At 63.8% G+C, this 23256-nt stretch carries 22 protein-coding genes and 1 tRNA gene; 9 read left to right on the top strand and 14 right to left on the bottom strand.

Annotated elements, in window-relative coordinates:
• Positions 1-4: 4 nt before the first annotated feature.
• The 8 genes from prcA to ACLH0K_RS09065 all read right to left on the bottom strand — a co-directional run bounded on the left by prcA (position 5) and on the right by ACLH0K_RS09065 (position 8466).
• Complete coding sequence (gene prcA / locus ACLH0K_RS09100; RefSeq protein ID WP_411373321.1) at positions 5-715, bottom strand: proteasome subunit alpha; 711 nt, start codon at positions 713-715, stop codon at positions 5-7.
• A 1-nt stretch (position 716) separates the two neighbouring features.
• Positions 717-1538 (bottom strand): proteasome subunit beta, encoded by an 822-nt coding sequence (gene prcB / locus ACLH0K_RS09095; RefSeq protein WP_411373320.1) that lies wholly within the window; start codon positions 1536-1538, stop codon positions 717-719.
• 79 nt (positions 1539-1617) lie between these two features.
• Positions 1618-1821, bottom strand: a complete 204-nt coding sequence (locus ACLH0K_RS09090) for a ubiquitin-like protein Pup (protein WP_015937113.1) — start codon at positions 1819-1821, stop codon at positions 1618-1620.
• Positions 1822-1906: 85 nt separating this feature from the next.
• Positions 1907-3580, bottom strand: a complete 1674-nt coding sequence (gene dop / locus ACLH0K_RS09085; protein WP_411373319.1) for a depupylase/deamidase Dop — start codon at positions 3578-3580, stop codon at positions 1907-1909.
• Complete coding sequence (gene arc / locus ACLH0K_RS09080) at positions 3577-5328, bottom strand: proteasome ATPase (RefSeq protein WP_411373318.1); 1752 nt, start codon at positions 5326-5328, stop codon at positions 3577-3579. The genes dop and arc overlap by 4 nt, the downstream gene beginning before the upstream one ends.
• An 80-nt stretch (positions 5329-5408) precedes the next feature.
• A complete protein-coding gene (locus ACLH0K_RS09075) occupies positions 5409-6467 on the bottom strand; it encodes a tRNA (adenine-N1)-methyltransferase (RefSeq protein WP_411373317.1) in 1059 nt (352 codons plus the stop codon).
• 99 nt (positions 6468-6566) lie between these two features.
• Positions 6567-7730, bottom strand: a complete 1164-nt coding sequence (locus ACLH0K_RS09070; RefSeq protein WP_411373316.1) for a site-2 protease family protein — start codon at positions 7728-7730, stop codon at positions 6567-6569.
• Positions 7723-8466, bottom strand: coding sequence for an HAD family hydrolase (locus tag ACLH0K_RS09065; protein ID WP_411373315.1), 744 nt, complete (start codon positions 8464-8466; stop codon positions 7723-7725). Before ACLH0K_RS09065 ends, ACLH0K_RS09070 begins: the two co-directional genes overlap by 8 nt.
• A gap of 149 nt (positions 8467-8615) precedes the next feature.
• On the opposite strand from ACLH0K_RS09065, the gene ACLH0K_RS09060 reads away from it, so the two are divergent.
• Positions 8616-9521, top strand: coding sequence for a PAC2 family protein (locus tag ACLH0K_RS09060; protein ID WP_138135828.1), 906 nt, complete (start codon positions 8616-8618; stop codon positions 9519-9521).
• 69 nt (positions 9522-9590) lie between these two features.
• Here the strand turns inward: ACLH0K_RS09060 and mshC are convergent, their stop codons facing one another.
• Positions 9591-10868, bottom strand: coding sequence for a cysteine--1-D-myo-inosityl 2-amino-2-deoxy-alpha-D-glucopyranoside ligase (gene mshC, locus ACLH0K_RS09055; RefSeq protein WP_411373314.1), 1278 nt, complete (start codon positions 10866-10868; stop codon positions 9591-9593).
• A 15-nt stretch (positions 10869-10883) separates the two neighbouring features.
• Positions 10884-11717: an undecaprenyl-diphosphate phosphatase gene (locus ACLH0K_RS09050; protein WP_411373313.1), complete on the bottom strand. Its 834-nt coding sequence runs from the start codon at positions 11715-11717 to the stop codon at positions 10884-10886.
• Between the two features lie 52 nt (positions 11718-11769).
• Here ACLH0K_RS09050 and ACLH0K_RS09045 point away from each other — a divergent pair, with 52 nt between their 5' ends.
• Complete coding sequence (locus tag ACLH0K_RS09045; RefSeq protein WP_411373312.1) at positions 11770-12702, top strand: aldo/keto reductase; 933 nt, start codon at positions 11770-11772, stop codon at positions 12700-12702.
• 9 nt (positions 12703-12711) lie between these two features.
• Here the strand turns inward: ACLH0K_RS09045 and ACLH0K_RS09040 are convergent, their stop codons facing one another.
• Complete coding sequence (locus ACLH0K_RS09040; RefSeq protein ID WP_411373311.1) at positions 12712-12975, bottom strand: hypothetical protein; 264 nt, start codon at positions 12973-12975, stop codon at positions 12712-12714.
• Positions 12976-13014: 39 nt separating this feature from the next.
• Here ACLH0K_RS09040 and ACLH0K_RS09035 point away from each other — a divergent pair, with 39 nt between their 5' ends.
• Entirely contained in the window at positions 13015-13248 is a 234-nt protein-coding gene (locus ACLH0K_RS09035) for a DUF5703 family protein (RefSeq protein ID WP_138135832.1), read from the top strand.
• Between the two features lie 52 nt (positions 13249-13300).
• On the opposite strand, the gene ACLH0K_RS09030 is transcribed toward ACLH0K_RS09035, so the two are convergent.
• Together ACLH0K_RS09030 and ACLH0K_RS09025 are read right to left on the bottom strand one after the other, a co-directional pair.
• Positions 13301-14461 (bottom strand): acyl-CoA dehydrogenase family protein, encoded by a 1161-nt coding sequence (locus ACLH0K_RS09030; RefSeq protein WP_411373310.1) that lies wholly within the window; start codon positions 14459-14461, stop codon positions 13301-13303.
• Between the two features lie 11 nt (positions 14462-14472).
• Positions 14473-15777: a M20/M25/M40 family metallo-hydrolase gene (locus tag ACLH0K_RS09025; protein WP_411373309.1), complete on the bottom strand. Its 1305-nt coding sequence runs from the start codon at positions 15775-15777 to the stop codon at positions 14473-14475.
• 168 nt (positions 15778-15945) lie between these two features.
• Here ACLH0K_RS09025 and ACLH0K_RS09020 point away from each other — a divergent pair.
• A tRNA-Leu gene (locus ACLH0K_RS09020) sits at positions 15946-16028 on the top strand.
• Positions 16029-16185: 157 nt separating this feature from the next.
• On the top strand, positions 16186-16638 hold the full coding sequence (locus ACLH0K_RS09015) for a hypothetical protein (protein ID WP_411373308.1): 453 nt from the start codon (positions 16186-16188) through the stop codon (positions 16636-16638).
• 86 nt (positions 16639-16724) lie between these two features.
• On the opposite strand, the gene ACLH0K_RS09010 is transcribed toward ACLH0K_RS09015, so the two are convergent.
• Positions 16725-16976, bottom strand: a complete 252-nt coding sequence (locus ACLH0K_RS09010) for a helix-turn-helix domain-containing protein (protein WP_411373307.1) — start codon at positions 16974-16976, stop codon at positions 16725-16727.
• A gap of 488 nt (positions 16977-17464) precedes the next feature.
• Between ACLH0K_RS09010 and ACLH0K_RS09005 the strand changes: the two genes are divergently transcribed.
• From ACLH0K_RS09005 to ACLH0K_RS08990, 4 genes are all read left to right on the top strand, one after another.
• Positions 17465-19192, top strand: a complete 1728-nt coding sequence (locus ACLH0K_RS09005; RefSeq protein ID WP_411373306.1) for a hypothetical protein — start codon at positions 17465-17467, stop codon at positions 19190-19192.
• Between the two features lie 155 nt (positions 19193-19347).
• The gene (locus ACLH0K_RS09000) at positions 19348-21210 is read left to right on the top strand and encodes a hypothetical protein (RefSeq protein WP_411373305.1); all 1863 of its coding nucleotides are present in this window, start codon (positions 19348-19350) and stop codon (positions 21208-21210) included.
• Between the two features lie 326 nt (positions 21211-21536).
• Positions 21537-22088, top strand: coding sequence for a hypothetical protein (locus tag ACLH0K_RS08995; protein WP_411373304.1), 552 nt, complete (start codon positions 21537-21539; stop codon positions 22086-22088).
• A gap of 477 nt (positions 22089-22565) precedes the next feature.
• Positions 22566-23033, top strand: a complete 468-nt coding sequence (locus ACLH0K_RS08990; protein WP_411373303.1) for a DUF4870 domain-containing protein — start codon at positions 22566-22568, stop codon at positions 23031-23033.
• The last annotated feature ends 223 nt before the right edge of the window (positions 23034-23256 follow it).

Here is a 23256-nt window from a genome sequence, read left to right as displayed (position 1 = left end):
CCTCCTAGGCCAGCAGTGCAGTGATGTCCGCGTCATTCAACCGGCGGAAGGCGCGCCGGGACCCGCGCGAGCTCTCGGACATCCTGTCCAGAACCGCAACCTCCAGCGCCCTCGCCGGCAGTGCCTTGGCCTGTTCTTCCGATTCGGGTGCCGGCGCCAGGCCGGTCAGGGCCAGCCGCACCGCTTCGGAGAAGTTCAAGGTGCTCCGCCAGCCGCCTTCGATTGCAGAGGAAACTTTGTCGGCCTGGCCGCCCATGACCACGAAGCTGTGTTCGTCTGCAATGGAACCGTCGAAGGTCAGCCGGTAGAGGTGGTCCTCTGCCTGGGTGGGGCCTACCTCGGCTACCGCAAGTTCCACCTCGAACGGTTTTTGCTCGGCGGTGAAAACGGCGCCCAGGCTCTGCGCATAGACGCTGGCAAGGCCACGTGCCGTCACGTCCTCACGGTCGTAGGAGTATCCGCGGACATCCGCGTACCGGACGCCCGCCTGGCGAAGGCTTTCAAACTCGTTGTATTTTCCGACGGCGGCGAAGGCGATTTTGTCGTAGATCTCACCGATCTTGTGCAGTGACGGCGAGGGGTTTTCGGCCACGAGCGCGATGCCGTCGGCGCAGCTGACGACCACTACGGACCTGCCGCGGGCGATGCCTTTCCGTGCGAAGTCCGCACGGTCCTTCATCAGCTGTTCAGGTGATACGTAAAACTGCTGGGTCATCTCAGGCCTCCCGTCCGGCGATGGTACGGGCTTCGATGACGTTCCTTGCGGCTGCCGCGAGTTCGGCCTCGTCAACCCTGCGGGCGCCGGAGCTGTCCACTGTGTAGATCACGGGCCACAACTTGCGGACGGTGTCCGGACCGCCGGTGGCGGAGTCGTCGTCGGCGGCGTCGTACAGGGACTCTACTGCGACGGCCAGTGCCTCGGCCGCGGTCAGGTTGGGCCGCCACAATTTCTTCAGGGCTCCGCGGGCGAAGACTGAGCCGGACCCTACGCTGTGGTGTTCGTGTTCCTCATACCGTCCACCGGTCACGTCATAGGAGAAGAGCCTGCCCACACCTGCACTGGTGTCGAAGCCGGCGAACAGCGGGACCACGGCCAGGCCCTGCAGGGCGAGCGGGAGGTTGCCGCGGATCATGGCCCCCAGCCTGTTGGCTTTGCCTTCCAGGCTGAGGAGCGTGCCTTCGATTTTTTCGTAGTGTTCGAGTTCAACCTGGAACAACCGCGTCAGGTCGATGGCAATGCCGGCGGTTCCCGCGATGCCCAGGACGGAGAACCGGTCCGCGGGGAACACCTTCTCGATGTGCCTGCTGGCAATCACATTGCCCATGGTGGCACGCCGGTCACCCGCCATCAGCACGCCGTCCCCGTAGCTCATGGCAACAATGGTGGTGGCGTGCGGAACCTGCAGCGGGGCGGCCGTGGACGCGGCTCCCTGGGGCGACCGGTTGAACGGCAGAAGTTCAGGCCGGTCCCGCTGCAGATGTTCGGTAAAGGACGAGGTGGCGTTGGCGGCTACCTGGTTGGCGGTTGATTCCTGCACTCATGCACTCCTTGAAAGTAGAACTTCAACGTTCGTACAGATTCCGGCCGTCCGGGGCTTCCGCCGCGTGCCGGTCCGGTTACTGGCCGCCTTTTTGGACGAATGCCCGGACGAACTCTTCGGCATTGGATTCGAGGACGCCGTCGATTTCATCGAGGAGATCGTCCACACCTTCCGTTGATGCCGAAGCCTGTGCTTCGGGCGGTGCGGGCGGCGCCTCAGGAATGTCTTCGTCGACCTGGCTGTCGCGTGATTGCGGCTGCTGCTGCTCCTGGCCTGCCATCGTTATCCCTCCCTTTGTGGGTCAGCGGATCCGGCGGATCCTCCAATATCCCCATCCTGCCACGGTAGCGGCCTTCCTGCGCGGTTTACGCCGCAGGCGGAGCGGTGTTATGTCCCAGGAGCTCGCCGAGGAAGGGACCCGCTTCCCGATAGCGTTCGAATAACGGACCGGTGAGCGCTTTGGTTCCCCGCAAGGGCTCCCTGGTAGGCACCCGCTGAAGCCGCCCGTAACCTGGTACATCGAAGATGACCGAGTCCCAGCTGGCCCCCACCACGTCCTTGCCGAAGCTGCTGATGCACTTGCCGCGGAAGAACGCGCGGGTATCAGCCGGGGGTTCACCCACGGCGGCAGCGATAGCGCCGTCGTTGACAATCCTTTGCATCCTGTTCCGGGCGAGGAACCTGTAGTAAAGGCCCTTTTCCGGCCGAATGTCTGCCCACTGCAAATCCACGAGGCCCAGGCGGGCATCGTTCCATTCCAGGCCGTCGCGCTGGCGGTACCCGTCCAGGAGGGAAAGCTTGGCGAGCCATTCAACCGAGCTGGTTGCTGCTGCCCGGTTGCCGTCCAGCTGGGTGAGGACGGTTGCCCAACGCTCCAGGACATCATGGGTGTGCCCGTCGCCGTCCACCGCATCGCCGACGCCGGTGTCCTGCGCGAGCTTCGCCGCAGCCTCGTGGTACATCCACTGCAGGTCCAACGCCGTCACCCTGCGGCCGTCAACCAGGCGGAGCATGGCCGTCAGCGAGGTGTCATGGCTGACCGCCTGCAGGGCCTGGACAGGCTCATGCACCTCAACCTTTGGCGCCAGGCCGGCCTCGATCAGGCTCAGGACCATCGCCGTGGTCCCGAACTTGAGGTAGTTGGAGACCTGGCTGAGGTTGGCGTCGCCGATGATGACGTGCAGGCGGCGGTACTTGTCGGCCGTGGCGTGGGGCTCGTCCCGGGTGTTGATGATGGGCCTTCGGATGGTCGTTTCCAACCCCACTTCCGCCTCAAAAAAGTCGGCGCGCTGGCTGATCTGGAAACCGGGCGTGGAGCTGTCCTGTCCGATGCCCAGCCGGCCGGCCCCGCAAAAGATCTGGCGGGTCACGAAGAACGGAGTCAGCCCCCGCACGATGTCCCCAAAGGGAACCGACCGCGGCATGAGGTAATTTTCGTGGGAGCCGTAGGAGACTGACTTGTTGTCCGTGTTGTTCTTGTAGAGGTTCACGGGCGGAAGGTTGGGGTCGGCCGCCAGCCGCCGAACCGCCGCCAGGGCAACGAGGTCGCCGGCGGCGTCCCAGACCACCGCATCCCGCGGATTCGTGACTTCCGGACTGGAGTATTCGGGATGCGCATGGTCGACGTACAGCCGTGCGCCGTTGCCGAGCACCATATTCATCAGGAGCGTGCCTGATTCGTCCTGTCCGTCAAGCTCAAGTTCCTCGCGGCCGTAGGCCAGGGCCACCGCTTCGGCGTCCAGCACCGGCGGCTGGTCCGTCAGCTGGCTGGGATGGGCGGATGCACGGTCGACGGTCCAGCCCCGCGCGTCATGCAGCGGCTCTTCGTCGGTGTAATCCCAGCGGGTTTCGGCACCTCCGGCGGCGCGCTGGCGCGTGACCTGGGCGTAGGCCTGAACCACCCGGGCGCTCATCATGGTTGCGTTGGCGGAGGGTGCGGAGGGGGCATGGATGCCGTATTCGGTTTCCGCGCCCATGACCCGCATGGCCCCGCCTGCCGGGAGCGCTCCCCCGGCGGCGGGCTCGGGTGCAGCCGTCATAGATACTGTCCCGTGGTGGGCATGGTTTCGATCGACTTGCCGGGTTCCTGGCCGGCCTTGCCCTGAACGATGGTGCGGATGTAGGTGATCCGCTCGCCCTTCTTGCCGGAGATCCTGGCCCAGTCGTCGGGGTTGGTGGTGTTGGGCATGTCCTCATGTTCACGGAATTCGTCCACCACTGCCCGCAGCAGGTGCTCTATCCGGAGCCCCTTCTGGTGCGTGGTCAGGAGGTCCTTGATGGCGTACTTCTTGGCCCGGTCCACAACGTTCTGGACCACGGCGCCGGAGTTGAAATCCTTGAAGTACAGCATCTCGGTATCGCCGTTGGCATACGTGACTTCCAGGAATTCGTTCGACTTGTCCGTGGAGTACATTGCTTCCACCGTGCGCTGCACCATGGCATCCACCGTGGCCTGGACATCCCCGTTGTGTTCCGCCAGGTCCGACTCGTGGAACGGCAGGTCCGTGGTGATGTACTTGTTGAAGATGTCCGCCGCTGCTTCGGCGTCCGGGCGCTGGATTTTGACCTTGACGTCCAGGCGGCCGGGCCGAAGGATTGCGGGGTCAATCATGTCCTCACGGTTGGAGGCGCCGATGACGATGACGTTGTCCAGCCGCTCCACGCCGTCGATCTCGCTCAGGAGCTGGGGCACGATGGTTGTTTCGACGTCGGAGGAGATGCCGGTGCCGCGGGTGCGGAACAGCGAATCCATTTCGTCGAAGAACACCACTACCGGGCTGCCGTCCGACGCCTTTTCGCGGGCACGGGAGAAAATCAACCGGATGTGCCGCTCCGTCTCGCCCACGTACTTGTCCAGAAGTTCGGGGCCCTTGATGTTGAGGAAGTAGCTCTTCAGGTCGATGTTGCCGGAGCGTTCGGCGGCGCGGGCGGCCAGGGAGTTGGCCACAGCCTTGGCAATGAGGGTCTTGCCGCAGCCGGGAGGACCGTAGAGCAGGATGCCCTTGGGTGCCTTGAGCCCGTGTTCGCGGTAAAGGTCCGGATGCAGGAAGGGAAGCTCAACGGCGTCGCGGATCTGTTCGATCTGCGGTCCCAAACCGCCGATGTCCTCGTAGGTGATGTCCGGGACTTCCTCCAGCACCAGGTTTTCGACTTCGGAACGCGGCACCTTCTCCAGGGCATACCCGGTACGCGAGTCGATGGAAAGGGCATCGCCCACCCGGAGCTTTTCGGAAAGGAGGGCGCCCGACAACCGGACTACCCGCTCTTCGTCGGCGCGGCCGACCACCAGCGCGCGGTCGGCTCCGAGCATCTCCTTCAGCGTCGCCAGCTCACCGGCACGTTCGTAGCCGAGGCCGGCAACAATGAGGAGCGCCTCATTCAGCAGGACCTCCTGGCCCACCGCGAGCTGGTTGATGTTGACCAGCGGGCTGAGTCCGACCCGCATCTTCCGGCCGGCGTTGAAGATGTCCACCGATTCCTCGGTGGCGGCCTGGCCGCTGCTGCCCGGGGTTGGAAGCCGTTTCGGGTTCAGCTGGAGAATGGTGCCAAAGCTGTACGGCGGCTGTCCTTCCTGGTCCAACGCGTTCTTGAGCCGGAGAATCTCGGCCTTCGCGGTTTCGAGCATGTTGACCAGCTTGGTGTTGTTCTGCGTTGCGGCAGCCAACTGGCGGTCGATGTGCCTGAGCTTGTCCCGGAGGATGTTGACCTGGCGGTCGGCAACCGAGAGGTCATTGGCGGCAGACTGCTCTGCCGGTGTACGCCCGGAGTCCTGGTTTGGAGTCTCCATTTGTATCAGCCCCTTCCTGCGCTTTATTAAGACATTAGTCCCAAGAAGGCGGCTGGGGACGGACACTCCCGAAATGTGGACTAGTTCGTGACCTCCGGGCCTTCCTTCACGTTGGTGCCGGCGATCGCATCACGGGCGGCGCGGCGGAGTTTTTTGTCGGAAACCAGGCGTTCCCCTACGGCGCCAGGCGTCCAGGCGTTGACGTCCTCTTCGTTGAACTCCGTCTTGGAGGGACGGCGCTTGACGGAGATCCCCGTAACGCCGTCGGCAAGGCGGCGTGTCACCAGGAGGAAGCCGGTGTGGGCCACCATGCGGTGGTCGGGACGGACGGCGAGGCCTTCGAGGTGCCAGCCGCGGACCATGGATTCCCAGGCGTCGGGCTCAGTGAACCGGCCGTCCGCGCGAATGGCCTCCGCCGTGCGGGAGAGCTGCGTTACCGTGGCAACGTAGTTGATCCAGACACCGCCGGGAGCCAGGACGGTGGCGACGGCATCGAGGCATTCCCACGGTGCCAGCATGTCCAGGACCACGCGGTCCACGGAGCCGGGGGCTTCGCTGCGGACGACTTCCTCCTGGAAGTCGCCCAGCGAGACCTGCCACGCGGGGTGCGGCCCGCCGAAGATGGTTTCCACGTTGCCGCGGGCGATGTCCGCGAACTCCTGGCGCCGTTCGAACGAGTGCAGGTAGCCCTGGTCACCCACGGCGCGGAGCAGTGAGATGGAGAGCGCACCGGATCCCACGCCCGCTTCCACGACGCGTGCCCCCGGAAAGATGTCGGCCATGGTGACGATCTGGCCGGCATCCTTAGGGTAAACGACGGCGGCGCCGCGCGGCATGGAGAGCACGAAGTCGGAGAGCAGCGGGCGGAGGGTCTGGTACTGCTGGCCAACGTTGTTGACCACCACCGAGCCGTCCACCTTGCCGATGATGTCGTCGTGGTTGAGGAAGCCCCGGTGGGTGTGGAACGCTCCCCCGCGCTCGAGGGTGATGGTGTTCATCCGCCCGCGCTCGTCAGTGAGCTGGACGCGTTCACCCTCCCGGAAAGGTCCCCGGCGCCGGGCAGCACCAGCCGGCTGGGAGCTGCCGGCAGTACCGGCCTGGGCTGCTGTGCCTTCGTTGACGGCAGTCTCGCTGCTCATGATGTTCCTCGCTCCTGTAAACCTTTGGTGCCAACGCATGGGACGTCCTGGTCCGGACGGGGTGGCTTCTGCGGCGCCTGTGCGCACCGGCAGGTAACTCTACCGGTTGTGGCCCTGCGGCCGCCCATCCGGCCGTTGACGTTTCCCTGTTATCGCGGCGAGCACGGCGTCCTGGGACAGCAGCCCGGTCACGATCCCGTTATGGTCCACCACCGCGTAGTGCCGCCCGGCCAGCTGTGACAGGAACGTAATGAGTTCCTGTCCCTTTGCCCATTCAGGGACGTAGGCGCCTGGGGCCAGGGCAAAGGAGACGGCCGTGATGGGGGTGGAGTGTGCCACGGCCGCAGGAACGGCTGCCACCGCTGCGGGATCCACCACGGCCTGCGGCCGCCGGTCCGGCCCGTACACCACCACGGCGGTTTGGCCTGCGCCGTACTGCAGCGCTTCCTGCACTGACGCTGTTGCCGGAAGGCCGACGGCGGGCGTGGACAGGGCCGCGGCGCTCACCAGCGGGAGGCGGCTGCGGAGCGTCCCTTGCTGGATGGAGGCCGAGGCACCCATCCAGAGGAACCCGCCCACCAGGACGGTGATCATCACCAGGCTGAAGTCGGGTTCGTCGCCGGCAAGCAGCGGGCGCAGGATAAACCAGAACACGATGGCGACGACAATGATCCTGCCGCCCCAGCCGGCGGCTATGGTTCCCTTGGCCTGGCTTCCGGTGGCTTTCCACACGGCGGACTCCACGAGCCGGCCGCCGTCGAGCGGGAGTCCGGGCAGGACGTTGAACACGGCGATCAGGAAGTTGGCCCACATGAAGATGTTGGTGAGGATTTCGGCGACGCTTCCCATCGGAACCGAAGTGAGCACCAGCCAGGCACCGCCCGCAAGGGCGAAGTTTGCCGCGGGGCCGGCCATCGCCACCAGCACCGACCTGCCCGGCGACGCCGTGAAGCTCTCGAACTGGGTGTGCCCGCCCCACAGGTTGAGGACGATCTTCTGCGTGGGCCATCCATAGATCCGGGCCGTGAGCGCATGCGCGAGCTCGTGGACCAGCACTGAAATCAGGAGCAGCACCGCGTAGGCGAACGCCACGACGTAGGCGCTGACCCCAAGGGCGGGGTTCTGCCGGCCCAGCACCGGACCGTACACCATCACGGTGAACGCGGCGATGATGAACCACGAGTAGGCAAGCACCACTGGCACCCCGGCTATTTTGCCCAGGGGTATGCCTTCGCGGCGGACGGGCGCGGGGGCTTCAGTCACGGGAGTGTCCGAGGGCGGCCGCCGGCTCCTCTTTCAGCCCCGCCTGGCGTGCGGCTGTGGGAAGCAGTGCTTCCAGGTCGGCAACGGAACGGCCGGACAGGCTCTCCCACAGGGTGTACCGGTTGTCCTTTGGCAGGGGAACGATGTGGGGCACAGCCACGGTGGTAACCCCGGAGGCCACTGCTGCCGCCACGCCGGGGGCAGAGTCCTCCAGCGCCACGCAGTCCCCAATGCCCAGCTGCGGGTCCGTTTCCTGCAGCCGCTCCACCGCCGTGAGGTAAGCCTCCGGATGCGGCTTGCCCCGGGACACGGTGTCCCCCGTGACCAATACTTCAAAGTATTGCCGGGGCAGGCTGTCCACTACCTGCCGCGCAAGGGGGCCTTCGGACATGGTGACCAGGGCGCAGCGCACACCCGCTTCATGGAGCTCTTCCAGCAGTTCCCGTGCGCCCGGCCGCCAGGGAACCTGCTGCCTGACACTGTTGATGACCTGTGCCGTGAGGGTGTCGATGATGTCCCTGATCTCCATCCGCACGCCGGCTTTTTGCAGGAGCCCGGCCGAGAACGTCAGTGCCTGGCCCACCAGTTGCATGGCCTGCTCGTGCGACCATGAGCCGCCATGGGCTTCAACGAGGGCGCGCTCGGCGGCGATCCAGTAAGGTTCGGTGTCCACGATGGTCCCGTCCATGTCCCAGAGGACGGCTTTGAGCGGGGAACTGGAAGCTGGCGGCTGCATGTCCCCAGTCTACGGGGAGTTTCCGGGCGGACCCTGACGGCTTACGCCCTTGGCGAATCCCAGACTGGTAACCGCAGCAGGGACCGTTTTGGCGCATTGCGCTGCTTCATGTCATGCGCGGGCAAGCACCTTGGACGTAGGGTGAAGAAATGAATAGCTTCGAGGGAGACACTGACGCACCGGGCGCCCGGCCCGAGCGGGAACGGTTCCTGCAGCCTGTGGCTGAGGGGCAGCGCGTGACCGTGATGCTGGCCGCCTTTGAAGGCTGGAACGACGCCGGTGAAGCGGCCAGCGATTCGCTGCGTTACTTGAACAAGCTGTGGGGCGGCAAAAAGGTGGCGTCCATCGACGCCGACGAATATTACGACTTCCAGTTCACCCGGCCGACGGTCCGCCGGAATGCCGCCGGGGAACGCAAGATCAAATGGCCTTCCACCCGGATCTACAAGGCGAGTGCACCCAACTCCAACGTGGACGTTATCTTCGTTCAGGGCACGGAACCGTCCTACAAATGGCGGGCCTACACTGCGGAGCTGCTGGTGCACGCGGAGGCGCTGAACGTTGATTACGTGGTGCTGGTTGGCGCGCTGCTCGCCGACGTGCCGCACAGCAGGCCCATCCCGGTCAGCACCTCATCGGACGATGCCCCCCTGCGGGAACGCATGAACCTGGAAGCGTCGCAGTACGAAGGTCCCGTGGGAATTGTTGGGGTCCTGTCCGAGGTGGCGCTGCTGGCGGGAATTCCCACGGTCTCGCTCTGGGCTGCGGTGCCGCACTATGTGGCGCAGGCTCCCTCCCCCAAGGCCCAGCTGGCCTTGCTGCACCGGATCGAGGAGTTGCTGCAGGTCCCGCTGGACACGCATGAGCTGGCAGAGGAAGCCGACGCCTGGGAACGGGGGGTGGACGAGCTGGCCACCGAGGACCCGGAGATCGCAGCGTACGTCCGCCAGCTGGAAGAGGCCAAGGACACCGCAGACCTGCCAGAAGCCACCGGCGAGTCGATCGCGCGCGAGTTCGAACGCTACCTCAAGCGGCGGGGACAGGACCGGCCCTGAACGTAGACAGAAGAGGGCCTGCCCGGGACGAATCCCGGCCAGGCCCTCTTTTGTTAAGCCGCCGAAAACCTAGAGACGGATGCCCAGGAGGGCGTCCACCGCGTCCTTCACCAGTGCCCGGTCGGACGCGCTGGCGGCGGCACCGCCGTCGTTCGCTGACCGTGCCCACCGCGAAATGGCCGCAACGGCCGCCGGAGCGTTGAGGTCCGCCGCCAGCGCGGCGCGCATCTCCTCGACCAGCGGCCCTGCGGAGTGCTCCGGAGCGTGCTCAAGCGCCCGTCGCCAGGAGGCGAGATCAGCCTTGGCCGAGGCGAACCCTTCATCCGTCCAGGACCAGTCGGAGCGGTAGTGGTGGGCGAGGATGGCCAGCCGGATGGCGGCAGGGTCCTCCCCTGCTGCCCGGAGTTTGGAAACCAGCACCAGGTTGCCCTTGGACTTGCTCATCTTTTCGCCGTCCAGGCCCACCATGCCGGCATGGGCGAAGTGCCTGGCCAGCGGAACCCCGGCGAGCGAGTAGGCGTGCCCGGCACCCATTTCGTGGTGCGGAAAGATCAGGTCCGAGCCGCCGCCCTGGACCGTGAAGGGCGATGGCAGGTACTTCTGCGCAATAACGGTGCATTCGATGTGCCAGCCCGGCCGGCCGTCGCCGAGGCTGCCGCCAGGCCAGCTCGGCTCACCCTCCCGCGCCACCCGCCACAGCAGCGGATCCAGCGCCTGGCGCTTGCCCGGCCGTCCCGGATCCCCGCCGCGTTCAGCGAAAAGTTCCAGCATCTCGCTTTCCGGCAGCCCGGAGATGCTTCCGAGGGACCATGCACCCGGTGCCACGGACTGCTTGCCCGCCGCTTCGACGTCGTAATAGACATCCCCGTCCGGCTCGCCGTTGGTGCCCGGCACCTTGTACGCCAGCCCCAGGCTGACCAGTCGCTCCACCTCGGGAACAATCAGGCCGATGGATTCCACGGCGCCGATGTAGTGGTCCGGGGACAGGACGTTGAGGGCCTCCATGTCCGTCTGGAACAGCTCCACCTGGCTCGCGGCGAGCTCCTGCCAGTCCACTCCGGTGGCGGTTGCGCGTTCCAGCAGCGGATCGTCCACGTCCGTGACGTTCTGGACGTACGAAACATCCTTGCCGGCGTCGCGCCATGCCCGGTTCAGCAGGTCGAACGCCACGTAGCTGGCAGCGTGTCCCATGTGGGTGGCGTCGTACGGCGTGATGCCGCAGACGTACATGGACGGCCGGCTTTCAGGCTCTAATTCCACCTCGCGGCCTGCTGCGGTGTCGAACAGCCGGACGGCAGGCATGCTTCCGGGCAGGGCAGGAACGGGGCGGGAAGACCAGGATTTCACAGACCAAGCCTAGTGCTAGGCGCTGATGACGCCGAAACCAAGGAGCAGGTACAGTGCCAGGCCCAGGAAGATCCGGTACCAGACGAACAGGCGGTAGCTGCGGGTGGACACAAACTTCAGGAACCAGCCGATGATGATGTAGCCCACCACAAATGCGATGGCCGTGGCCAGGGCGGTCTCAGGCAGGCCGTAAGGGCCGGTGATGCCTTCCTTGGAAACTACTTTATAGAGCTGGTAGAACCCGCTGCCGAACACTGCCGGGATGGCCAGCAGGAAGGAATACCGGGCAGCCGCCTCGCGGGTGTACCCCATCAGGAGTCCTGCGGTGATTGTGCCGCCGGACCGGGACACACCCGGGATCAGGGCCATGGCCTGGGCGAAGCCGTACAGGATGCCGTGCTTGTAGGTCAGCCGGCTGAGGTCGCGTTCCTGCCTGCCGACGGCGTCCGCGACCGCAAGGAGCAGGCCGAAAACGATGAGCATGGTGGCCACGATCCACATGCTCCGGAGCACTGACTCAATCTGGTCCTGGAAAAGGAGGCCCAGCACGATGATCGGCAGGCTGCCAAGGATCACCAGCCAGCCCATCCGCACGTCGGGATCCTGCCGGGACACTTTCCCCGCCAGGGATCCGGCCCAGGCCTTTACGATCCGGACGATATCCCGCCAGAAGTAGACCAGGACGGCAGTCTCGGTACCCAGCTGGGTGATGGCGGTGAAAGCTGCTCCCGGATCCTCGGCATTGGGCAGGAATTGCCCAAGGATGCGCAGGTGTGCGCTTGAAGAAATGGGTAGAAATTCGGTCAGTCCCTGCACAAGGCCCAGCAGGGCCGCCTCAAACCAGTTCACGCTAAGACCCTACGGCATGGGTACTGGTGGTTCTGGCCGTAAGCTTGCTGCTATGCAGCAGCGTTACGTCGGCAACAGTGGATTGCGTGTTTCGGCCCTCTCGCTCGGCACCATGGACTGGGCCGGCGAAACGGACGAACAGGACGCCTCCGGGCTGCTGCGCACATTCCTCGATGCCGGCGGACGGCATGTGGACACGGCCGCTTCCTACTCGGACGGGCGGGCCGAGGCCATGCTGGGCACGCTGCTCGGAGACGTGGTGGCGCGCACCGAGGTGACCATTTCCACCAAGGCGGGAATGACGACGCCGGACGGACGGCGCGCCGTCGACACGTCACGCAACGCGATGCTCACCGGCCTGGAGGGGAGCCTGGCGAGACTCGGCACCGACTACGTGGACATCTGGTTTGCGCAGGCCTGGGACGGGAACGTCCCTCTCGACGAGACGCTTTCAGCCCTGGAATTCGCAGTCCGTACGGGCAGGGCGCGGTACGCAGGAGTATCGAACTTCAACGGCTGGCAGACGGCCAAGGCGGCGGCAGTTGCGGGCTTTCCGCTGGTAGCAGCGCAGGCCGAGTATTCCTTCCTGCAGCGCAGGCCGGAAGCTGAACTCATCCCCGCTGTTGAAGACGCCGGGATGGGGCTGATGGCCTGGGCTCCCCTGGGCCGGGGTGTGCTGACGGGCAAGTACAGGGGCAGCATTCCCGCCGGGTCCCGGGGTGCCACCTCGTCCGGGGCTGCCTACGTGGAGCCTTACCTGGACGAAAAGCCCTCCCGGACGGTCGAAGCCGTGTGCATGGCGGCAAAGGGCCTGGGCCGGACACCGCAGGATGTGGCGCTCAGCTGGCTTGTATCGCAGCACGGAGTGGCCACCGCAATTGTGGGTCCGCGCACGCCTGTGCAGCTGAAGGAAATCCTGGAAGCCCAACTGACGCCGCTTCCGCCTGAAATTGCCCTTGCTTTGGAGGACGTGTCCGCGGCGTAGGGTCCGGCGCTATTCCTCGACGATCTCGAGATCCTCGTCGTCCACGTCCCTTTCTTCGTCCTCTTCGTCCTCGTCGTCAAAGACCTGCAGCGGGGTTACCTCGTTGTAGGCCTCGTAGAGGGCGTCCTCGTAAACCTCGAACGCGTCTGCCACTGCAAAAAACGCCGCCTCCACGGATGGGTCACCATCTCCGCGGCGGTTGGATGCTGCTATAAGGTGTTCTTCCAAAGCGGTGGTCAGGGACGAAAGCGCGACACGCGGATCGATGCTCATGACTTCACGTTAGCCGGAAAAGGACGAAAATGGAGAGCAATGAAGGAACAATTTCTCACCAGCTCGGTCCAGCGGGAACGGGACTATTTAAGGCAGTACGAGTACCTCGTGCTGACGGTGAGCCCCAACGATTCCCTGCATGAAGCCCGGCGCCGGCTGGTGGAACACTCCGAGTACGGCAAGTGGGAACTGGAGCGCAGCAGGCTTTATGTGGGCGGGGGCCGGCGTTTCTGGCTCCGCCGCAAGGTGATGCAGGTCCAGCGGACCGTCTAGGAAGCAGTCAGTCCAGCGGACCGTCTAAAAAGCAGTCAGTCCGGCGGACCGTCTAGGTCTCGAGCGGTCCCAGCCAGGCGTTCGCGACCGTGTTGTGCGCGGACTCGTCGTCGGAAGGGTGGAACATTCCGGCGAGCACGTCCCGGTAGAGCCGCTCGAGTTCGGAGCCGCGGAAGTAGCTGGATCCGCCGCTGACGCGGATGGCGAGGTCCACCACCCGTCGCGCCGTTTCCGTGGCGTTGACCTTGAGTCCCACCAGCTTTGGAAACCACTGGCCGCCGTGGTCCGTGAGGGCGTCAACATCGGCGGCAACAAGCTTCAGCTGGGGGTAGAGGTTGTCCATCGCCATGGCAGCCTCGGCAACCTTCCAGCGGATGTCCGGGTCCTGGGCGTAGCTGCGTCCCCCGTTTTTGAAGGAGCTGCGGCTCTTGACGGTTTCCACGCCTATCGCCAGGGCCCGCTCCCCCAGGCCTGTGTAAACTGCGGCGAGCAGCGTTTCGAAGCACGCAAAGATGGCAAAGATCAGCGGGTCGGCGTTCGGTCCCACTGGCAGCTTGCGGAAGATCCGGTCGGCCGGGACCTGCACCCCCTCGAGGACTGTGGTGGAGGACTGGCTTGCCCGCATGCCGAGGGTGTCCCAGTCGTCCAGAATGCGGTAGCCGCCTGTTGCCCGGGTGATGAACCCGTGAACCAGTTCACCACTGCCGTCCCGGGCATCCGGGTCCTTGCCGAAGATGCCCAGGCGCGTCCAAACCGGGGAAAGGCTGGTGAAAATCTTGGTGCCGGTGAAGGTGTATCCGCCGTCGGGCAGAGGCGCGGCGGTGGTACGGGAGTCAAACAGTACAGCGTCGTTGCCCGCTTCTGAATTGCCGAACGCGAAGATTTCTCCCCCGGCCGCTTCCTTGAGCACAAAGTCCAGTGAGTCGTCCCCGCGGGCTTTCAGGACGTGGGCGACTCCGGTCCATACCAGGTGCATGTTAATTGCCAGGGCAGTGGCCGGGGCGGCCGTTGCCAGCCTCCGCTGGCACTGCGCCGCCGCTTCGAGGCCAAAGCCCATGCCGCCGTCGGACGCCGGGACAAACAACTTCAGGTAGCCGGCCTCCGTCAACTCCTCCAGGTCCTCGTGAAAGAAGGAGTTGTCCCGGTCGTAGCCGGCAGCGCGGCTGCGGATCCGTTCCAGCAGCGCGTCCGGCAGGACGTCCTCGGGGGTCATGGGCGTTCCCGTCAGTAGTTGCTGAGCAGGGTGTTGAGGACGCGGGCACCGAATTTGAGGGAGTCGGCGGGAACGCGCTCATCGACGCCGTGGAACATGCCGGTGAAGTCCAGGTCGTCCGGCAGCATCAGGGGTGCGAAACCGTAGCCGGTGATGCCCAGCCGGCTGAGGGACTTGTTGTCCGTCCCGCCCGAGAGCGTGTAGGGCAGCACCTTGGCGCCGGGGTCTTCCTTGTGGAGGGCGTCGATCATGGAGTCCACGAGGTTGCCGGCGAACGGCACTTCGAGGGAAACATCCTTGTGCACGTAGCTCACGTCCACGCCGTTTCCGGCGAGTTCCCGGACGATTTCCAGGACGTGTTGCTCCTGGCCGGGCAGGGTACGGCAGTCGACCAGGGCCTCGGCGGATTCCGGAATCACGTTGTGCTTGTAGCCGCCCTTGAGCAGGGTGGGGTTGGTGGTGTTCTGCAGGGTGGCGCCGACGAAACGCGATACAGTGCCCAGCTGGTCCAGCAGGCGGTCCGGATTGTCGGCGTCGAACTCCACCCCCGTGAGTTCCGTCACGCCGTCGAGGAACTGGCGGGTGGTGGGGGTCAGTTCGATGGGCCACTTGTATTCTCCGATGCGGGTGACTGCAGCAGCGAGGCGCGTGATGGCGTTGTCGGTGCTGATCTGGGAGCCGTGGCCTGCCCGGCCGTGCGCCACGAGCCGGAGCCAGGAGATGCCTTTCTCAGCGGTCTGCAGGAGGTAGGTGCGCTGGCCGCCGATGGTGGCCGAGAAACCGCCCACCTCGGAGATGGCCTCGGTGGCGCCTTCGAAGAGTTCAGGCCGCTTGTCGACGGCGTAGCGGGCCCCCAGGGCGCCGCCGGCTTCCTCGTCGGCAAAGAAGGCGAAGATGATATCCCGCTTGGGCTTTTTCCCCGACCGGGCGAAGCTGCGCAGGACGGCGAGGATCATGGCGTCCATGTCCTTCATGTCGACGGCGCCGCGGCCCCAAATAAGCCCATCCTTCAGTTCCGCGCCGAAGGGGTCAACGGACCACTGGTCACGAAGGGCTGGGACGACGTCGAGGTGCCCGTGGACCACCAGGGCGCTGGCGGACGCGTCCTCGCCGGCCATGCGGGTCACCACGTTTGCCCGTCCCGGCTCGGACTCGAAAATTTCGGCCTCCATGCCGACTTCCTCAATCAGGCCGGCGACGTACTCGGCAGCGGCACGCTCCCCCGGGCCGGAACCGTCGCCGTAATTCGAGGTGTCGATCCGGATGAGCTCCTGGCAGATCCGGACAACTTCATCCTCGGGCAGGACGTCAGGCATGGAGGGCTCCTCGTCTGGTGATAACCGGTTGGCTCGCGCGAAATCGCTCTCCCCAGCCTACCCACACGGCCCGATTCGTTGTTCACGAAAAGTCGTGTTAGAGTTTTTCTCGCTGCTTCGGAGAGGCGCGAAACACCGAAGGGTGTGAACGGCTCCGGAATACCACCTGCGCGGGTGGCGGAATGGCAGACGCGCTAGCTTGAGGTGCTAGTCCTCGCAAGGGGGTGGGGGTTCAAGTCCCCCTCCGCGCACAAGAAAAACCCCGGGAAACCGGGGTTTTTTTGTGTCTCCAACCACGCGAGATGCATTTTCAACCACGTCTGAGTCAATATGCGACGCCCGTCAGGGGGTTCGACGCATAGTAACCACATGGCTTGCATTGAACCACGACCCCGTAAGAACGGGTCTGTGACCTACTACGTCAGATGGATCGACCCGGAATCCAGAAATCGCATGAGTCAAAAGGTGGACTCAAAGGAGAACGCTGAGCTCCTGCGCACGGTGCTAAACGCTCACGACAACAACATTGACGCCGCTCTAAAGTCCACCAGGGACCATTTCAGCGGGGTCTATACGGTCACGCGTATGATCGAGGACCACATCGATCTCCTGACCTCCGCCAATGGGTATACATTGCGGCGCTACAAGGGCAATTTGAGACGCCCGTTCCCACCGTGGCTTCTTGCCGGTGAGCTTTTTGGAGGTCAGATGCCAGCTGTCGCAGACCTCGCAGGGGTATGTCCGCACCGGCTTCTTGCCGGGCTTCCCTTTAGCGTGAATGGCTTCGAGGGCGCGCAAGGCCAGGTCCTGGGTCGGGTAAGGGTTTTTCTGACAGGCCATCGGGGTCCTTCGTTCGGTTGACCGAACGGTTCACACCCGCCTACAGTCGCCATCTTCACAGCGGTCTTTCTAAACTGATCTTGCCATGCGGCAGGGCCTCGCGGTAGCTACTCCGAGTCAGTGTCTCCCTCGTCCTTGAGCTCGCCCTCGGCGATGCGTTCGGCGGTGCGCCGGTACGCCTCGCCGATGAAGTCCTCGATGTCGTTGGCCCCGATCCGCCACAGGCCCCGGCCGCCCACCTGTACCCCGCGAAGCTCCCCTGTCCTGAGCAGGGCCCTGATCTGGTTCTGGTTCACGTTCAGCTCGTCGGCAGCCTGGGAGATGGTCAGGAAGCGGCGGGGGCGCGGTTCATCGCTCACTGGGCCATCCTATGTCTGGCTACTTGAATGAAGCTGTAGACGGGGCACCGAAAACGGGCTGGAGATCCAGGGAGTGGCTGCGCTGGTGTGCCTTGGTAGTAGAGCGATTCGCCACGGCAGGCTCACTCCTCCGACCGCCAGTGGGTATCTGCGTGAGCTTGTAACAGAGTTCCGTGCTCGGATTAAAGCGAACGCCCGCCAACCGAATCCTCTGAACGCGAGATTCGAAAGTACACCGGACCTGCGTTTGCCACGCGAATGCTCTGTGCGGTCGATGAGCGACGGCTCTCCCCGCGAGAATTCTGCCGGGTCGTCTGCCTGAAGGCAGCCTGGCAGCCGCTGCGGCCGCAACGAGTCGCCGCCGCCGACTAACTACTACCAACTGGCTGGCGATAGGATCTCGAGCTCCCGTTCGTCATGCGGCGCGTTGGCGCGTAACAAACGCCTTTCTCCATCTGGATTCCGTCTAGCGCGGCGAGAATGTGGCTATGAAAAAGCCGTTGGGGGTAGCTCTTTCCGTTGTCGCTTTGCTGTACGTCCTGGCCGTCGTGCTCGTTTTCACGGGAGTCTGGTCGCCGCCGTGGGAGGCAGAGGCGGCCCCGGCGGCCGACGGCAGCATCGCCGTTGAGCAGGGCAAGGATGTCACGTTGCCCAGCAAGGACGGCTCCCCGGAGGTGACCATTCCCGGGTCAGCGATCTCTGGCGAAGGACGGCTGCATGTTGAACCGGTCGCTTTGCCCGAGAATCGCTCCGGGTGGGCGATCAACATGGACGGGGCACAGCTGACCGGCGAAGCGACCCTGGTCTTTAAAAACGTTGTCGAAGACGGTGAACCTGCGCCGCTCGTTGGGTTCAACGAGAGTCCCAGCGACCCGATCCAATACGTCCTGGACGCCGAGGTGTCCGGCCGGGACCTAGTGGTTCGCACAAACCACTTCTCCAACTGGCTTACCCAAAAGTGGGACTGGTTGATGGATCAGGCGCGCGGGGAGCTGGACCGCATCTACCGGGACTCCGGCATCGGGGAGCAGCCGCAATGCGAGCTCGAGGCGGAGGCCAGGGCAGGAGGCGTGTCGGTTACCAGCGACAGCGGCGGCAGGGTGCAATGGTGCCTGGGCAGGAAGCCGGACGGCTCAACAGTTTTGAAGGTCAACAACTCCCGTGGCTATGCCGTCTCGGCTGAGCGCACCCCAGGCCTGACCATAGGCACCCGCAGCCTGGATTTCGGACAGATGGTGCCACGGCTCGCAAAGTACATCACCGCACCTTCCAAGCGTGGCAATGTCATTGACATCATCGGACCCGGCGAGACGGTGGAGTACAGGGTGGATGAATCCAGCGGCTTGAAGGGTGTGAACCTGCAGCCCTCTCCCCCGGCTTACCTGGCGACGGCGCTCTGGTTTGGCATCCAGACGGCAGCCGTGGCGTTCGATGGAACCAATCTCCTCGGCAAGGTTCCCGTCGAGAAAATCGAAACAGCGATGGACGCAGCCGACTGCGTGGCGGGCTTCCAGGATATGGCCACCGCAGACGTCACGCACGCTGCGGCCGCAGGCAACTATCTGAACGGCGCGATAGGCACAGTCATGTCGTGTATGGGCAAAGTCATGGAACGTGTGGCCATGGATGACGCCCCGGAAGAAATCCTCAGGAATTTTGTGGCTGTCCGGCTCGCCCAGGTTATGAGCTGGCTTTCGTCTGGCCTTCAGACGGCTGCCAGCGGTTTCGCGGCAGCCGCCGAGACGGCCCTGAATTACAAGGGCTACACCATAGCCCTCACCTATCCAGCCGCTTCCACCCCCGCCGCGTCGTTGATCCCTGGACTTCCGCCCGCGCTGAGTGGCAAGTGGTGCACCCGTTCGGCACCGACGTCCTGCTTCAGCGCCGAGGAGACCAAGAGGACCTCACCCGAGGCCCGCATTGAGTATCAGGGGTCCTCCGATTCTGTTCCGGGGGCTACGGACTACACCTTATGCATCCGGATGGACTTGGGCGATGGCTGCACGACGGCCAGCAGCATCTATCTTCGGTACTTTCCCACCGGAGTTGCTTGGAATTGTACTGAGGCGGAGGTTGCCGGCGGCTTCCGCATGCCAGCCTGCGACCCCGACTACACCGCAGCGCACGACGTGTCGCAGCCCCGCCTCGTTCGCTTGTTGAACCACCAGCACGCATCCACTTACATCGATTCGCCCCCGATGTACCGAACCCAGTAGCCGGGTCACCGGGGCGGGATCGGGTGGCCCCAAAGCCTGACCGGCGCTGAACCCGTGGGGATCCTTGCGTTCCCGTTCGACATGCGCGGGATGGGCCACGTAATAAACGGTCAATCCCCACTCGAGGAGGGGTTCTCCCGTGAGAATGTGTGGCTATGAAAAAGCCGTTGGGGGTAGCTCTTTCCGTTGTCGCTTTGCTGTGCGTCCTGGCCGTCGTGCTCGTTTTCACGGGAGTCTGGTCACCGCCCTGGGTGGCGAAGGCCGCCCCGGCAGCCGACGGGAGCATCCCCGTCGCGCAGGGTAGGGATGTCACGCTCCCCAGCAAGGATGGCTCACCCGAGATCACCATTCCCGGTTCAGCGATCTCAGGCGAAGGACGGCTGCATGTGAAGCCAGTCGCTCTGCCCGAGAACCGCTCCGGCTGGGCGATCAACATGGACGGGGCAGAGCTGACCGGCAAGGCCACCCTGGTCTTCAAGGGCGTCGTCAAGGAGGGTGAACCCGCCCCGCTTGTGGGGTTCAACGAAAACCCTGAAGATGCCCCGCAGTACGTCCTGGACACTGAGGTATCCGGAGCGGACCTAATTGTCCGCACCAATCATTTTTCCAACTGGTTCACTGACAGCTGGGACTGGGTGATGGACTGGGCCAGGAACAAGCTCGACTCCGTCTACCAGAGCTCCGGGTTTGGTTCGCAGCCAAAGTGCGATCGGGAGTCCGAGGCCCGCGCAGGCGGAATCAGTGTTACCAGCGACAGCGGCGGAGCTGTGCAGTGGTGCCTAGGCAAGAAACCTGACGGCTCAACGGTCCTGAAGGTGAATAACTCCCGCGGCTACGCGGTTTCTGCGGAGCGCACTCCGGGGCTGATCATGGCAGAGCGCAGCATGGACTTTGGCCAGATGGTGCCCCGGCTCGCCAAGTACATCACCGCGCCCACAAAGCGGGGCAACACCATCGACATCGTGGGCCCCGGCGAGACCGTCGAATACACGGTGGATCCGTCCGTTGCCACAGGTGTGCGGCTCGATCCCTCTCCGCCGGCGTACTTGGCAACGGCGCTGTGGTTCGGCATTGAGACAACGGCCATGGTGTACGGGAAGATCTTTGGCAAAATCTCATCCGAGGCCGTCGGCACGGCAATGGATGCCATGAACTGCACCGCCGGCTTCCAGGGGATGGCGACCGCTGACGTAACCAACGGCGCAGCTGCCGGCCGTTATTTCAACGAAGCGCTCAGCACCGTCATGTCGTGCAGCGGCAAGGTCTTTATGGAGCTGGCCAAAGGAAAGATGCTGGATGTCCTGGCGGTCAGCGTCGCCCAGGTCTTCACCTGGGTCTGGTCCGGCATCCAGACAGCAGCGCACGGACTCGCAGCGGCCGCGGACACCGCCCTGAACTTCAACGGCTACCGCATACAGATCACTCCCCCAGCCGCCCAGGCGGCACCCCCGTCGGCCGCTCCGTCGGCGGCAGTTACGTATTCGGGAGAGGCCGAAGATGCGAAGTTCAGCTTCGAACATCCCCGGGACTGGAAGGTCGACGACGCTGCGCCAGGCGGGGCAACGATCACCAACGCGCGGGGCGAGGAGGTCGGCCAGCTGGCGGTCTACGCCGTTTGGGACGCGAACGGGGCCATGAAAGCCCGCCCCGTCACCACCTTGCCGTCGACACCCGGCCGGACGCCGTTGTCTGAAACCGGCCCCTTCGTGGTTCGGAACGTGGTGATGGACCTCAACTCGTATCCGGAAGAACTCGGGATGCTGGATTGGCCCAAGCCAGTCCAGCTGTCTATGTCGGTGAGCGCGCCGGACCCCGCGCCCGTGAAGGAACTGGTCCCCTTCCTCCTCTACGGACTGGCCCAGGTGGAAACTGGAAAACTTTCCGTCGGAGGGCTGACCACTCGTCTGGTGCTCTTTAACTCGAGCAAATACTTCAACACCATGGCTGAAGCAACGGCCTACACAAAGACACCCGAATACCAGCAAATCCAGGCCATGCTCGCATCCTTCAAGGGCTAAAACGAAGGAAGAGCGCCCGGTAAGGCGCTCCCGTTGGTGCGGCCCTGTGGCTTCTAGCGCCGGGCCGCAATGTCGCGCATCTCGCGGCTGCCAGTGGTTTCGCCAAGCAAAAGCACCCGGTTCGACTAACGTGCAGGGTGCTTTTTTGGCTTAGTCGCAGGATAAGGTGGCATCCAAAATCGCTTTCAACCAGAAGGAAATTCGTGACAATGAGGCAGACATCGGCAGTTGGAATTGCGTCCGGTTCCTTTCATCAAGTTCTTAGAACTGTGCCTGCTTTAGGACTCCTGATAGTAGGCATTGCGGCGTGCGGCCCCGCAGCCAATGTGTCGACCACACCCGTTACAGACGGCGCCTCGCCCATCGTTGTAACCACGGAAGCGGCGGCCCCTGAGACGAAGATCCCGGCCAAATCAGCACTGTCATCTTTTCCCGGCAATGACTGCGAGGGCATAGACACGACGTCTCTCGGCAATGATCCGACAATAGAACTTGGGCACAGATCTGAAATCGGGTTCGCTGCTCTTACCGTGGGCGAGAAAGCACCCGCGGTCCAGTGTTGGGAGTACTCCGAATCACGGCACGACATCCAGGAGGTGCAGCTGATGGTGGTGCACCCCGTAAATGCGGGCGTTGTCCAAGGGCCGGAATCCAATTTCCTCGTCCCTGCCGATGAGGTCCTGGACAGGGCTTACGGGAAGGTTCGTCCGACGAAAGACGTCACCGGAGGGGGCGGCAAAGTCATTGCCATGGCGGTTCCCACTAACGGCCAGAGCCTGGTTGAGGTGACAGTCACAACTGACCCCGACATACCCGGCCCTGAGCCGACGGATCTTGCTGTAGGACTACTGGACAGCTTCATGGTTGGCAGGAGCTAGCAGAGCTGGAGGACGAACCGCATAAGGGGCTGCCAGACCACTAAATCGGCAGGTCAATGAGGGTCCTTTTGAGCCTCTCCCCCGCATGATCTGAAGCGCCGATAACGAGTAAATGGCTGCTTATCGCATCAGATGCGTCACCCACAGCGGCAGGAACATTTGCAGGCGCAACGGTGCATGAGTCCAGGTGACCTCCTGGACCTGGAAAATTACGTTCGATAGTTGCATTTCACGCATCAAACGCTTCAGGAATAGGAGTGACAGTAGTTCCGTGACTGTATCCTGCAATGTTCTTCAGCGCGACGCCGAGTAACAGGCAGATTTACCGCGTAATAGTGGTCGAACTTTCGTAAATCTTGATCTTGGACTTGTATAAACGGCCTATTCTCAGAGCTACCTGGGGGAACGAGATTGGTCTGATTCAGGTAGTTGTAAGCAGTCCCGGATGGCACAGCACCGACTCGACAGGACAAGATAATGAGCGACCACTCTCCAGACTATGTGCCCGCCCAGCCAGCGGGTTCCCCTTCGTCCTCAGCTCAGCCTCCGCAGGCGACAGGACCTGGTCCCATAACCCTCTACCGCCCACCGGTAGCACCACCGTCGCACCAGCTGAACCCCTATGAGGACAAGCAATGGGGAACGTTTGCCCACCTGGGTGGAGTGGCCGGCTTCATTCCGGCGCTGGTGATCTACCTGAACTTCAAAGACAGAGGCCGGTTCGCCAGGCAGGAGTCAGCGGAGGCCCTCAACTTCCAAATCCTGGTCGTTGCCGCCTACATCGTCTGCATGATCTTTTCCCTCATCCCTTTCATCGGCCTGTTGTTCAACCTCGCGATGATGGGGCTCTGGGTGGCCAATATTGTGTTGTCGATTATGGCCGGCATTGCAGCAAACAAGGGTGAGCCTTACCGCTATCCGATGCCACTCCGCTTCATTTCGTAGGAGATGTGGTTGCAGGTCGTGGCCGCTAAGAGTTCGTCTGGGCACTGCTTCCAGAGGCTAGCCGTATCACTCGCCGTCTTGGTGGCGATCAGCTTGAGCGCCTGTACTGCTTCGGGGCCACCCGAACAGCAGGGCACACCGTCGGCCGAGCAGTCGGACACTTCAGAGCAGGGTGGCATCAACTCATCAGTAGAGGGTCTGTCTGTCAGCTTTCCGGGAAGGA

Source organism: Arthrobacter sp. MPF02, from assembly GCF_046605375.1.
In the GTDB taxonomy this organism is placed as follows: domain Bacteria; phylum Actinomycetota; class Actinomycetes; order Actinomycetales; family Micrococcaceae; genus Arthrobacter.
The sequence above is the reverse complement of the archived record's forward strand: the minus strand, read 5'-3'. Positions and strand labels throughout refer to the sequence as shown.

Bases quoted from the DNA above. Each gene is read 5' to 3' on its own strand.
- prcA (WP_411373321.1), bottom strand. From the start codon at position 715: ATGACCCAGCAGTTTTACGTATCACCTGAACAGCTGATGAAGGACCGT.
- ACLH0K_RS09090 (WP_015937113.1), bottom strand. From the start codon at position 1,821: ATGGCAGGCCAGGAGCAGCAGCAGCCGCAATCACGCGACAGCCAGGTC.
- dop (WP_411373319.1), bottom strand. From the start codon at position 3,580: ATGACGGCTGCACCCGAGCCCGCCGCCGGGGGAGCGCTCCCGGCAGGC.
- arc (WP_411373318.1), bottom strand. From the start codon at position 5,328: ATGGAGACTCCAAACCAGGACTCCGGGCGTACACCGGCAGAGCAGTCT.
- ACLH0K_RS09075 (WP_411373317.1), bottom strand. From the start codon at position 6,467: ATGAGCAGCGAGACTGCCGTCAACGAAGGCACAGCAGCCCAGGCCGGT.
- ACLH0K_RS09065 (WP_411373315.1), bottom strand. From the start codon at position 8,466: ATGCAGCCGCCAGCTTCCAGTTCCCCGCTCAAAGCCGTCCTCTGGGAC.
- ACLH0K_RS09060 (WP_138135828.1), top strand. From the start codon at position 8,616: ATGAATAGCTTCGAGGGAGACACTGACGCACCGGGCGCCCGGCCCGAG.
- ACLH0K_RS09045 (WP_411373312.1), top strand. From the start codon at position 11,770: ATGCAGCAGCGTTACGTCGGCAACAGTGGATTGCGTGTTTCGGCCCTC.
- ACLH0K_RS09040 (WP_411373311.1), bottom strand. From the start codon at position 12,975: ATGAGCATCGATCCGCGTGTCGCGCTTTCGTCCCTGACCACCGCTTTG.
- ACLH0K_RS09035 (WP_138135832.1), top strand. From the start codon at position 13,015: ATGAAGGAACAATTTCTCACCAGCTCGGTCCAGCGGGAACGGGACTAT.
- ACLH0K_RS09030 (WP_411373310.1), bottom strand. From the start codon at position 14,461: ATGACCCCCGAGGACGTCCTGCCGGACGCGCTGCTGGAACGGATCCGC.
- ACLH0K_RS09025 (WP_411373309.1), bottom strand. From the start codon at position 15,777: ATGCCTGACGTCCTGCCCGAGGATGAAGTTGTCCGGATCTGCCAGGAG.
- ACLH0K_RS09005 (WP_411373306.1), top strand. From the start codon at position 17,465: ATGAAAAAGCCGTTGGGGGTAGCTCTTTCCGTTGTCGCTTTGCTGTAC.
- ACLH0K_RS09000 (WP_411373305.1), top strand. From the start codon at position 19,348: ATGAAAAAGCCGTTGGGGGTAGCTCTTTCCGTTGTCGCTTTGCTGTGC.
- ACLH0K_RS08990 (WP_411373303.1), top strand. From the start codon at position 22,566: ATGAGCGACCACTCTCCAGACTATGTGCCCGCCCAGCCAGCGGGTTCC.